Source organism: Thermoanaerobaculia bacterium (assembly GCA_018057705.1).
In the GTDB taxonomy this organism is placed as follows: Bacteria; Acidobacteriota; Thermoanaerobaculia; order Multivoradales; family JAGPDF01; genus JAGPDF01.
Map to the genome: position 1 here is coordinate 1 of JAGPDF010000031.1, position 12269 is coordinate 12269.

A 12269-nucleotide genomic window follows, 5' to 3' on the forward strand; every position below is an offset into this window, starting at 1 on the left:
TCCACCACATGACGCACGAACTTCATCGAGTGCGCCCGCTCCTCGTCCGCCTGCCGATAGAAAAACGCCGCCAACCGCGGCAGATTCTCCGCATCGAAATGCGCCGCGATCGCGATGTACTGCATCGAAGCATGCATCTCGTTGCCCACCTGGGCGTTCAGCGCCTTCAACAACTGGTCACTGCCCAACCGCTTCGGGGCGAGATCGAGCTTCTTGGGTGCCTTCTTGGCCATAGGTGCCTCCTTTGCAGGGGCTATTGTATCGGGAGGGGGGAAAGGGACAGTCTGCGGGGTTGGGAATCGGGCTGGAGTACCCGGGCGGAGCGGCTCTGAACGGAGGGCATCCGGCAGTACCCTCGATAGTCGAAGTAAAGAGTTGCGCCACTGCATTTGGCATCTGATGCCAAGTTGGTTGTCGCCCTGCGCACCAGCGTGGCATCTATCCGCTGCCGCTTTGTTCGACTTCTGGGGCCAGTTCATCTCGAGAACCGCCTCCAGTCAGCGGGGGCTGAGAATTGGCACATCGGCAACTCCACTTCACCCAAGGCCCTGAAGCTGGAACACCCCTTGCTCTCTCCGGAATCGATGCTCTCTCGGTTCTGGGTCGGGAATGGAAGCGGGGGACAGGTCTGTCCAGCTCGTTGAGATCCTTCGCCACTCTTGCCTGTTTCGTTGTTCAGAGTCTGCTCTGGGCTGGCGCAGCCCTGGCTCAGTCGATTTTCGTTGTCCAGACCTCGCCTCCAGTTGAAGGGATGGCGATCTTCATCGACGGATCGTTCGCCGGCCGGACGGATGAAGACGGCCAGTTGGCGGTGTCTGGGGTCGGCATCGGCACCCACCGCGTCCGCGCCGAGGACGCGAGCGGCAGCGTCGGCGAGGGGGACTTCGACTTCGCGGATGACGTGAACCTGGTGCTGGTGCCGGTCCAGGGCGTCGGCCGCCTTGGCTCGACTCCGAAAGAGGTTCCCCGAGCGCGAAGGGAGATCGACTTCAAGATCGACACCAATGTGCCCCAGGCGCGCGTCCTGGTGGACGGCAGGCACGTGGGAACGACCAGTGCCCAGGACGGGAATCTCGTCCTGAGGCTGGTCGACGGCGCGAGCCTTGACATTTCGATTCAGCGCGACGGCTTCGTGGCGGAGACCCGGCGCGTGCAGGTGGCCGAGGTGCCCAACTTCGCGCAGTTTCGTCTTCGGACGAGCGGACCGGCAACACCGGCTTCCGGCCAGGAGCTCTCGAAGAAGGGGAGGAACCAGCTCCCGGCGATCTTCATAGCGCTGGTCGCGGTAGCTGTCCTCGCAGCCGCTGGCGCCCTCATCTACACGATGTGGACGAAGAGAACCGAAGTGGAGTCCGACCCGGCTTCGGAGGCGACCTCGTCGGGCACACCAGTCTCCTTCGATCGCTATCGCGTGCAGGGAGTACTCGGACAGGGGGGCGTCGCGACGATCTATCGCGCGATCGACGCGACGGATGGGAGCGCCGTCGCGCTCAAGGTCCTCGATCCAAAGTGGATGGCAGATCCAGAGATGGTGCAGAAGTTCCTCGCAGAGGCTTCGGCCCTCGAAGCCCTCCACAGGCTCGATCAGAGCGCCCCGATCGTGCGAATGCATCGGAGTGGGCGGGAAGGCGACCGCATCAACGGCTGCCCCTTCATTGCCCTCGAACTCCTGGAGGGCGAGACAATCGAGCAGCGCCTGCGCCGCGCAGGGCCGTTCTCGGAGCTCGAGTCGGCCGGCATAGGAGCCCAGGTGGCGCGGGCTCTGTCTCTCGTCCACCGGGCTGGCATCGTGCACCGTGACTTGACGCCCGACAATATCTTTCTCGTTCCCGGGGAGGTCCGGATCGGCAGTCGGGTGGTGCGAGGCGCACCCCGGGTGGTGGTCATCGACTTCGGCGTCGCGCGACAGGAGTTTCTCTCGCGGGTCACCATGGACGGCTCGATCGCCGGCAAGCCGCCGTATATGTCGCCAGAGCAGTGCAGTGGCGCCCGGATCGACTTTCGGAGCGATCTCTACGCGCTCGGGATCCTCTTGTACGCGATGGCCACCGGTCGCCCGCCGTTCGACGGCAAGAACCCATTCGAGGTGATGCGGGCGCACCAGCACAGCCCGGTCCCAGCCTTGTCTGGGAACTACTCCGTCGAGCTCCGAAACCTCGTTGCCCACCTGCTCGAGAAAGACCCAACGGAGCGGCCAGGAGCAGCGGATCTGGTGGCCGCCCGGCTCGAGAGCCGGTTCGAAGAACTCTGGCGCGTCCCCGTGCCTTCATGAAGCCCAAGCGTGCCTTCCAGGGAGGATGAAATGAAACGCCCAATCGTAGCCGTCTTCGCCGCAGTCCTTCTCGCCGCTTGCCTCGCTTCTGAGGGCCTGGCCCAGCTCCGGCCCAAGATTCGCGAGATCCGCGAAGCCTCTCGCGCCTATGTCAACGAGGTCGTCGAACTCGATGGCTACGTTACCCAGCTGAGCGAGAACGAAGCGACGTCGACCCGGTTCTTCCTGCTCAAGGACGACTGGGGCGGCATCATCCGGGTGCGCACCAGTCGAGAGTATCCAGTCGTCGGTCAGCGCTACAAAGTCACTGGGGCAATTGGCGAAGATACCCGGCTCAGGGACATCTTCCTCGCCGAAGAGAGCCGAATTTCGCTCGACGAGAGCTCCGCACTCGGTGGGCTGGCCCCTCACGGTGCAGCAGGTAGTGCTGACTCCGCCATCAGCACCAGTCCGAGCGCGGTCATCCCCGGAGAATCGGCTGTCGTGGACGAGGAGCCCGCACCGGCTCCCTGGTACGAAAGCACCCCGATGCTGATTGCCATCGTCGTTCTCGGACTTCTCCTTGCGGGGCTGCTCTTCGCACTCGCCCTCACGCTGGGCCGCAAGAAGCAGGCTCGACCGCGTACGGGCGACTTCAACCTTGCCGCCGCCGTTCATTCCGAAGCGCTCCCGGTGCCACAGCAGGTCATCGAAGGGCGCACGATCAAGATGCATGCCCCGCCGCCGGGAACCCTCAAGCTGCTTCCCGGCTGGCTGGAGGTCACCTCGGGCGACGAGGCGGTGCGAGAAATCCGTTTCTATCGCTTGAAGGGCGACGTCCGGCCGGAGATGACGTTTGGTCGCGCTACCGGCCGACCCTACGCTCATATTCAGCTGAAGCCGATGACCGTCTCGTCTAGGCAGGCCTCGATCTCATTCGACGGCGGAGCGCCGCAACTCATGAACCTCGCCTCTTCGGACAGCAACGCTACGCGCCTCAACGGACGCGAGCTGGGATTGAACGAAAGCGCGCCGCTAACCGAGGGCGATCGAATCGAAATGGGCGAAGTCAAGTTCCTGTATCACGCGAACTAGGGCCCGCCTTCGTGCGAACACGTATTGCCGCCTTCTCGGCGCAGGGAAGGCGTACTCGGAACGAGGACGCGGTCTTCGTGAGTCCGCTCCCGCGAAGAGGGTCGGCGCTTGCGGTGGCCGACGGCATGGGGGGGCACCGCGCCGGTGATGTCGCCAGCCGGGAGGCGACGGAGGCGTTCTCGCGCGCCGTGAAGTCGAGCCCCAAAGGGGAGACTCCCGAGGCTCGGCTCCGGCGGTCGTTTCGCGCCGCGGCAGTCGGGGTGGCCGCCGCCGCGGCGCGCGACAGCGGTAGTGGTGACATGGGAACTACGCTCGTCGCTGCGCTCTTCGATGGCGGCGAGGTCTGGGTGGCGCATGCCGGCGACTCGCAGGCGGTGCTCGTCTGTGGCGACGAGGTGCATGTTCTGACACGCCCTCACACCCACGTCGAAGAGCAGCTCGCGCGGGGGGAGATTTCCGAGACCCAGGCGCTGGCGAGCCCGTTTCGGCATGCAGTGGTCCGGGCTCTCGGCAAGGAACCCGTCGAGCCCGATATCGAGCGCGTCGACGAGAGCCTATGGGGTATGCCCCCAGGGGCGGTGTTGCTACTCGCGTCGGACGGCGTGATGAACCATGTTGGGCAGCCGGAGGTCATCGAGCTCTTGATGGGTGGCGCCGACCTCGACGCCGGCGTGAGGGCGATGGTCCTCCGCGCGATCGAGAACGGCAGTGACGACAATGCAACAGCCGCTGCCCTCGAGTTCGGGCGATTCCCGCGTCGCCGAGGCGCTCTCGCTGTGAGAGCGGCTGCGGTCCTCGGAGCTGTCGTTCTGGCGGTGGCCTTGGCGGCGGCCATTTTTGTCCTGCGGCGGGTCCCGGCCGGGCTATCGGCAGCGCCCTTGGGCGGAGATCGGACATCGCTTCAGGCTCAGGCAACTTCTGCGCCGGAAGCGACTACTGCGATTGGGACCGACCGACCCTCCGGTATGGGGCAGCTAGCGCTGGAACGCGAACAGTCGGAGCGCGAATTCAACGAGAAGCGAAAGAAGATCGATGCCGAGACCGCGGAGGAGGCGAGGCGCAACCAGGAGCGCTTCGCTCGAGAAGCGGCGGCGGCGAAGGCGGCTGAGGATCGAAAGGCGGAGGCGGCGAGGATCGCTGCGCTTCCGAAGCGAAAGATCCCCAGCCTGGCCGTGGCGCCGCGCGTAACGGCTATGGAGAGCCCCGGGAACGCGGCTGGGGCCAGCGTCGAGCCAGGCGCGGCAGCAATGCGAGTCCACGCGACGCGAAAGACGAAGGGCACGCTCAAGATCCTCCCGCCGAGGAGCCCCGGCGATCCGCTCGGTGGCACAGTCAGAATCAAGTTCAACGTGAGCGCCAGCGGCGAAGTCCAGGACGCGAGGATAGTGCAGTCCCCGAGCCTGAAGCCCGAGTTGCGGAAGCGCTTGGAAGGCACTGCAAAGGATCTCGCGTTCATTCCGGCTAGCGACGTTGGCCTGGGCGACTCCGCGCACATCAAGCCGGTCCCTGTCGACGATGAGGTCACCCTCGACCTCGCCTGGGAATACTGGTCTCGCAATTGATCAGTCGGATACTCGTCGCCCTCGTCGGCATCGTCTTCGCGTTGGTCTCTCAAGGCCAGCCTCTCAACGCCCAAACGGTGGTCGCGGTCGCCGGTTCCACGGTCACGCTGTCCATGGGCTCCAAGCAGGGTGTCGTCATCGGGCAGACCGGCAAGCTCTGCGCCGCTGAAGAGGTCTCGGGCAAACAGTACGAGGTCTGCGCTGCGCGGTTCGAGGTTACCGCTGTCCGCGATGCGACCGCGACGGCGCAGATATCCGGCGGGAACGCGGCGATGGTCGGGAGCGGCCATCGGGCCGTCTTCAACGTACCGCTTGCCCCCCCACCTGTTCAGCCGGCCAAACCTCCTTCACAGAAGACGCAGGCAGCTGCGAGTGCCGCGGCCCCGGCACCGGGACCCATGAGTCCGCTCGCCTTGCTGGAAGCCGCCGACAGAGCTTTCGACGCCGGCCGTTTCCGCGACGCGATCGGGTTCTACGATCGCTTGCTCGTCGTTCGCCCGACCGACCGCTACGCGGCCCAGCGCCGTTCCGAAGCCCAGGCCGAGATCGAGCGCGAGTCGGCCGCCGCGCGTGATCGCGAAGAGGAGGCCAGGCGGGCGGCTGAAAGGGAGCTCACGCGACAGCGGGACGCTGAGGAACTTGCCTACCTGACTGGGGCGCTGAAGCGCGCCAAGGCATCCGGGAGCCTCGAGAGCATCCGTGACTATGCGCGGCAGATTCTAGCTTTGGATCCCCTCAATCCGGATGCCGACGGAGTTCGCTCCGGTGATCGCCAGGCTGCAGCGGTTTCAGCCAAGTCGAGTGCCGAGGCCGGTGACGTCGCGGCTTTCGATCGCGCGAGGAACGTCTACGAGAAGGAGTGGCCCGGAGACCCGCAATTCAACAAGCTCCTGGCAGAGTTGGAGAGAGGTTTCTCGGAGACACTTGGGGGACGGACAGTCTTGCCCTGGGTACATGTGCCGGCTGGGGCGTACATCATGGGTTGCGCCAGCGTGAAGAGTGCTTGTCATGGTTGCGTCGGTACGGAGAGTGAATGCCGGCCCGACGAGCAGCCCGCCCACCCGGTTACGATCTCCAACGGCTTCTACCTGTCAGCGACCGAGACAACGGTGGGTCAGTACAGAACTTTCAGCGTGGCAAAGCGAAAGCCGATGCCGCCCAAGCCCAAGTTTGGCCAGACCGACGATCACCCGGTGGTGAACATCAGCTGGTTCGAGGCCCGTGAGTATTGCGCCTGGCTCGGCGGGCGCCTTCCGACGGAGGCGGAGTGGGAGTACGCCGCGCGAGGCGGATTGAAGACGGGGCGCTATGCATGGGGGGATTCGATTCGACGGAAAGACGCCAACTATGGGGCCGACGTTTGTTGTTCCGGGGTTGCGGCTGAGGAAGATCGCTGGACCAATACATCCCCGGTCGGGAGCTTTGGCGCGAACGGATTCGGGCTCCACGACATGGCCGGAAACGTCGGCGAATGGGTCGCCGATTGGTACGGGGACTACAGTCGGGTAGCGGAAGCGGACCCGAAGGGCCCCGCTGCGGGTACGGTGCGAGTCCTGCGAGGTGGCTCCTGGACCGATACGCCTGTGGGCCTGCGGCTCACTCAGCGAAACTGGAATGAACCAGGCAGTCGATATCTCAACAACGGCTTTCGCTGCGCTCGGGGAGAGGCCCCGTGATGACTCTTGGCGCGAGGCAAGGTTGGATGGCGATCGGCATCGTCCTGGCGTTCGCGCCTTGTCCTGCAGGCGCTCAGACGGTGACGTCGATCGCCGGCTCGACGGTGACGATCTCCGCTGGCACGAAGCAGGGGGTCGCGAAGGGGATGACCGGCAAGTTGTGCGTGGACGAGATGGTCTCTGGCCAGAAGATGCCGGTGTGCGCGGCGACATTCGAGGTGGTCTCGGTAGCCGAGGGGAGCGCCACGGCGCGGATCACCGGGGGAGAAACTGCGGCGGTGACGGTTGGCCATCGAGTGACCTTAGAGCAGCCCCTAGATCCGGCAGCCGCGACCGCGGCGCCGGCCGCGAGGTTTGCCGCCGCGCCGGTGCCTTCGAAAGCCGCAACTGCGGAGGAGCTTCTCGCTGCGGGCAATCGCCTCTACGACGGGAAGGACTGGTCTGGCGCCGCGACGAGGTTTCGCGAGCTCGAGCGTCGCTTTCCGCAACATGCGGAGGCCGGCTACGCTGCGAAGCTCGCAGCGACCTGCGAGGAACGCGCCGCGGTAGTGCGCGCGGAAACGGAACAGGCAGCGCGCTCCGCGATCGCCAGCGCGGGCGCGGCGGAGATCGTCGCCAAAGCGCGCCGTCTCCTCGACGCCGGCCTCTGGGCGGAGGCGAAGTCCGAAGCTGAACGGGCCCTCGCCCTCGATCCTGCGAGCCGCGAGGCGACGGTACTGCGAGCCGAGGCGGAAAGTCACCTCGGCCCGCCGAAAGAGATTCAGGATAGGAGGACTGGCATTCGCTGGAAGCTGATTCCAGCGGGAGCGTTCACGATTGGCTGTACAGCGGGAGACCCGGACTGCTACCCGGACGAGATCCCTGCGCACGCAGTGACAATCTCTCGGCCCTATTACCTGGCGGCAAGTGAAACGACGGTTGGCCAGTACCGCCGTTTCGCGAACTCGGTGAGTGGGGTCACACCCACCCCGCCTGGGTTTTCTCAAGGCGAGGATCACCCTGTGGTGAAAGTGACGTGGGGCGACGCCGAGGCATTCTGCGGCTGGGCAGGGGGCCGCCTACCGACGGAGGCGGAGTGGGAATACGCGGCGCGCGCCGGCCGTTCGGACGGACGCTACCCGTGGGGGAATCAGATATCGCACGAGAGTGCCAACTACGCTGGCACCGAAGGGCGAGACTCCTGGGCATACACCTCACCGGTGCAAGGCTTCGCTCCGAACGGCTACGGGCTCCACGATATGGCGGGGAATGCCTGGGAGTGGGTGCAGGACGGGTACGGCAGCTACTGGAGCGGCGCAGCAACGGATCCGACAGGGCCTTCTTCCTCCTCCAAGCGTGTCTTGCGGGGCGGCTCCTGGAGCCATCAATCGAGGTGGTTGCGCGTCTCGAACCGCCACAGCTACTTGTCGGGCGATCGAAACGACAACATCGGGTTTCGATGTGCGAAGACTGAAATTCCTTGAACCTATGGACTCTTGAACGACTTGGAGGAATTGAATGAAGCGTAAGGCTGTGGAGGCGAAACACATTTGGATTGGACTCGGGTTCTCTGGATAGTGATTGGGCTAGCCTGGTTGCTGATCCCACGGGCGGGCGCGGCGCAAAGCGTGACTTCGATCTCGGGTTCGACGGTGACGATCTCCGCCGGCGCGAAGGCGGGTGTCGCGAAGGGGATGAGCGGCAATTCGTGCGTAGACGAGACGGTCTCCGGCCAGATGATGCCGGTCTGTGCGGCGACGTTTGAAGTGGTCTCTGTGGCGGAGGGGAGCTCCACGGCGCGACTCGACCTGCAGATCGAGGTCAGAACCGCGAAGTCCTGCTGTGCTCCGGTGATAGAGAAGGTAACTGTCCAGTGATCAGGCGGCGATCCCCCAGAGGAAGGAGAAGTAGAGTGGTCCAGCCGAGTTGGATGCTGACTGGCAAGAGCCTCGGCGCGATCTTGCTTGGAGTCCTCGTCGGAAGTAGCAGCTTCGGCCCCCAGTCTGCCTCTGCGCAGACGGTGACATCGATTTCGGATTCCACGGCGAGGATCTCGGCAGGGTCCAGGCAGGGCGTTGCTAAAGGTATGACCGGCAAGCTCTGCGTAGACGAAGTGGTTTCGGGCCAGAGTTTGGAAGTGTGCGCAGCGACCTTCGAGGTGGTTTCGGTTGCCGATGTGAGCGCGACGGCGAAAATCACTGGCGGTGAGGCGCGGGCGGTTACGGTGGGTCACCTCGCCAGATTCGCTCAGCCGTTGAAGCCGGTGGAATCGGCGAGAGCGCCGGTCGCGAAGCTAGCCGCTGACTTGCCGTTAGCACCTCCAAAGAGTCCCGCCGCGGAGGAACTCCTCGCCCGTGGCAATCGGCTCTTCGACGTGAAGGATTGGAAAGGCGCGGCAATCGCTTTCGGCGACTTCGTTGCGCAATTTCCGGGCCACGTCGACGTCGACTATGCTCGCAAGCTCCTTTCAGCTTGCGCGGAGCGCGAATTGGCCACTGCCGGCGAGGTCGCCGAAGCCAAACGGAAAGCAGCGGATGCCGCAAAGGCGGCCGACCTCATCGCTCGCGCGGAACGGCTGCTGGTTGCGGAAAAATGGGCGGAAACCAAAGCGCTCGCGGAGGAAGCAATTGCTCTTGACCCTTCCCAAGAAAGGGCCCGCTCGTTGATGGCACTCGCCGAGCGGCAGCTCTCTGTTCCAGAGCGCACTGCGCCGGAGGTGGCGGTGCAACTGGTGATTTCCGCAGAAATGAGGAAGGCTGGCATGCCGAACCCGGATTCTCACTGGAAGTGTGCAGTCTTCGACGGCGCCGGAAACAACCTCTGCGAGACCGATGACCTCTACCTGAGCGGCGAGGACCGCGTCCACGCCAGTGGTACCTGTCCGATTGCTGCAAGGCGTATCGATTCACATCTCCTATGTGTGCAGTTTCAACCTGGCTACGGGCAGGTAGCGGCATCGAGGAGTTTTCCATTGGTTCTCGAAGGTAACCGATTCCCTCGAGTAGAGGTCAACGTGAAGTTCAGGACCGCGAAGTTCATGGGTAGCCCGGTCATTGAATCGGTGGCCATCGAGTAGTGGCGGCCGGGCTTGAGAGGGACAGGGTCAAACGGTGTTGTGCGGGGAATTGATGGACTAGGCGCTTGCGATAACGCACGAGTCGCGCCTGACCGACATTGAGCCGGAGTATGAAACCAGCGGGGGCGTTTGTTGGAGGAGTCACGGTGGATCCCAAGTCGCCGGAGTCAGACCGTGCTCTCGCTTGCACTCGCGATAGTGGGCGGACACTTCGATCACGGCCCGCCGTGGCGCATACTGTAATTTCGATTTCGGGCTCGACAATGACAACCTCCGCGGGAGCGAAGCAGAGTGTGGCGTAGGGGATGACCGGGAAGTTGTGCGTGGACGGGGTGGTATCCGGCAAGAGCATGCCGGTCTGTGCAGCGACAACGGAAGCGTTTGCGCCTCTATGCGGACGGCTCGTTTTCGCGAGAAGTTGGGGCAGGTGCATCCTCGCTTTCGTGGGAGGTAGGTCGCTGGATCTCGACGCACGAAGCTCATGCCACTCCCTCCGGTCAAGTCGTTCTGAACTACGTACAGCTCGCAGACGCGGAGGGATGGAACGCGATGGACTCACCTCGATTTGAGATCAAGGGCAAGGCTGCGGAGCTCTTCTACTTCCTCGACGGTGAGGGGCCGGAGGCACTCGTCAGGTTCCAGCGACTGGGAGAAGCGCCGGGGGCGCCGCCGAACTGAACCCGGGAGAGAACCCGAAGGTTTGACGCTTAACCCATGAAGGCTGGCAAAGGAGACAGATTGTGAAGCTTTCGATCGACGAATCGCCCCGACCGATGCGCCGCCAGCTCTGCGCTCTGCTGGCCGGCCTCGCCGTCCATTTCGCGCCTACACTGGTGTCAGCGCAGAGCGTGACCGCCATCTCGGGTTCGACGGTGACGCTCTCCGCCGGCGCGAAGCAGGGTGTCGCAAAGGGGATGACCGGGGTTCTCTACGTCGTCGACGACGTGGCCGGTCAGAAGATGGAGGTCAAGGCAGCGCGTTTCGAAGTGACGGCCGTCGCGGACGGGAGCACCGCGGCGCGGATCACGGCTGGCGACGCGGGCGCGGTCTCCGTTGGGCATCGGGCGCGGTTCGACCAGCCGCTCCAGCCGCCGGCGGCGACGACGGCCGCTCCGGCTGCGAAGCCCGCCCCGCCCGCGCAGGCGCGCGCCGCGACCGCAGAAGAACTCCTTGCAGCCGGCAATCGCCTCTACGACGCGCAGGACTGCGCGGGAGCCGCGGCGAAGTTCCGCGAGCTCGAGAATCGCTTCCCGCAGCATTCCGAGGCCGGCTATGCTGCGAAACTCGCCGCGACCTGCGAACAGCGTGCTGCCGCCGCCCACGCCGAAACAGAGAGAGCCGTCCGCGCCGCCACCGCCAGCGCCGGCGCGGACGAGATCGCAAATAGGTCGCGCCTCCTCCTCGGAGCCGGCCAGCTGGACGAAGCGGGAAGCGAGGCGAGACGCGCGCTCGACCTGGATCCCAAGAATGAAGTTGCAGTGGCTGTTCAACGTGAACTGAAGCAGTTCGAGTTTGGATATGTGGTTGTTTGTCAACCTCCGCTAGGGGTGACCACCAGCTGCGAGGCGTACGTAGATGGCGAGAGGATAGCTAATTTTGGGGGCAATAATTACGGAACTCATGTGACGTCGAAACAGTGTCACTGGTCAAAGGTGAAGCCCGGGCAGCATGACGTGGTGTTGCGCTGTGAGGACAAGAACTTCTTCGGCAAGCCGGAGTCGAACCTGCACGCAATCGTAACCAACGGGGGCTCGGTAGTTGTAGATTTCGGAGTCTGGGCTGACTTCAAACTCAAGATGCGGGCATGGATGGTTGAAGAGCGCGATTTCAAGGAATTTCTTCGTGGCGTGGAGGGCCTTCCTGGCGATGTTCTCAGAGGAATTGCCACTTCCAGCCAATGACGCGGCGAATTGTGGCAAGTGCCGTACTTCGGCTACGACCGGCACCGGATTAGAGCGCTTCGGTGGGGGTCTTGCGCTCCTCGAGGGGGACCTGGATGGGGCGGAGGGGCGGCGCTGGGGAGCAGGAGATTGAGCGGACGTCCGTAAATGATGATGGCGTGCCAAGAGGTCCGGGTGCCTCTCTCGAGCTAGGCGACAAGGGGGAAAGCACCTATGGAATGCGCGCGGACGTCTCTACCTTCCTGGAGTGTCCGCGCCCGAGCCTCTCTCTCGCGAAGACTCTCGTTGCGCCGTCGGCTCGGGGCTGCCATTTCTTTGTGTTCATTGCGGCCCCTTTTGTGAGGCGAGTGCGCGAGAGAACGATCGCGCGATGCGCGGGCGCTCCGCGGCCGAGTTGACCGAGTTCGCATCGAGGGCGACAAGCGTCAGGTGGTGAAGCGGCCTGTCGACCCATGCATCGCGCACGCCCTGGACGGTGCCTCGCTTCGCCTGCGGGAATCTGCACTGGGGGCGCCCGCCGACGGCGCTCTAGACGATCGGCCCGGAGGTCCGAGGTCCTAGTGTGCAGCAATGCGCGGAAGGCCGGACGATTCCAACCGCGCATTATGGGGCGGCTCCTGCCTGGGGCAACGACCCGAAGAGGTCGCGCGTCTCGAAGCGCAAAAACTATTCGCCACGCAACCGCGACGACAAGGACGGGCTAGGTTGTGCACGCACGAGCAATCCGGA

Annotated in this window: 9 protein-coding genes; 8 read left to right on the plus strand and 1 reads right to left on the minus strand. The window is 64.3% G+C overall.

The features are described from left to right. A partial coding sequence (locus KBI44_11315) for a hypothetical protein (protein ID MBP9145065.1) occupies positions 1–233 on the minus strand: 233 nt, incomplete at its 3' end. Positions 234–751: 518 nt separating this feature from the next. Between KBI44_11315 and KBI44_11320 the strand changes: the two genes are divergently transcribed. From KBI44_11320 to KBI44_11355, 8 genes are all read left to right on the plus strand, one after another. Beyond that, positions 752–2272 carry a serine/threonine protein kinase gene (locus KBI44_11320; GenBank protein MBP9145066.1) on the plus strand — a complete coding sequence of 507 codons (1521 nt, stop codon included), beginning with the start codon at positions 752–754 and terminating at the stop codon, positions 2270–2272. A 9-nt stretch (positions 2273–2281) separates the two neighbouring features. Continuing rightward, on the plus strand, positions 2282–3346 hold the full coding sequence (locus KBI44_11325) for an FHA domain-containing protein (protein MBP9145067.1): 1065 nt from the start codon (positions 2282–2284) through the stop codon (positions 3344–3346). A gap of 77 nt (positions 3347–3423) precedes the next feature. Further along, positions 3424–4908: a protein phosphatase 2C domain-containing protein gene (locus KBI44_11330; GenBank protein ID MBP9145068.1), complete on the plus strand. Its 1485-nt coding sequence runs from the start codon at positions 3424–3426 to the stop codon at positions 4906–4908. Next, the gene (locus tag KBI44_11335) at positions 4905–6584 is read left to right on the plus strand and encodes a formylglycine-generating enzyme family protein (protein ID MBP9145069.1); all 1680 of its coding nucleotides are present in this window, start codon (positions 4905–4907) and stop codon (positions 6582–6584) included. Before KBI44_11330 ends, KBI44_11335 begins: the two co-directional genes overlap by 4 nt. Positions 6585–6610: 26 nt before the next feature. Then, positions 6611–8047, plus strand: a complete 1437-nt coding sequence (locus KBI44_11340; protein ID MBP9145070.1) for an SUMF1/EgtB/PvdO family nonheme iron enzyme — start codon at positions 6611–6613, stop codon at positions 8045–8047. Between the two features lie 168 nt (positions 8048–8215). Beyond that, complete coding sequence (locus KBI44_11345; protein ID MBP9145071.1) at positions 8216–8440, plus strand: hypothetical protein; 225 nt, start codon at positions 8216–8218, stop codon at positions 8438–8440. 35 nt (positions 8441–8475) lie between these two features. After that, positions 8476–9639 carry a hypothetical protein gene (locus KBI44_11350; GenBank protein ID MBP9145072.1) on the plus strand — a complete coding sequence of 388 codons (1164 nt, stop codon included), beginning with the start codon at positions 8476–8478 and terminating at the stop codon, positions 9637–9639. Positions 9640–10379: 740 nt separating this feature from the next. After that, positions 10380–11540: a hypothetical protein gene (locus tag KBI44_11355; protein MBP9145073.1), complete on the plus strand. Its 1161-nt coding sequence runs from the start codon at positions 10380–10382 to the stop codon at positions 11538–11540. Positions 11541–12269 lie beyond the last annotated feature (729 nt).

Excerpts from the sequence above, each read along its gene's own strand:
- KBI44_11320 (MBP9145066.1), top strand. The coding sequence starts at position 752 with ATGGCGATCTTCATCGACGGATCGTTCGCCGGCCGGACGGATGAAGAC.
- KBI44_11340 (MBP9145070.1), top strand. The coding sequence starts at position 6,611 with ATGGCGATCGGCATCGTCCTGGCGTTCGCGCCTTGTCCTGCAGGCGCT.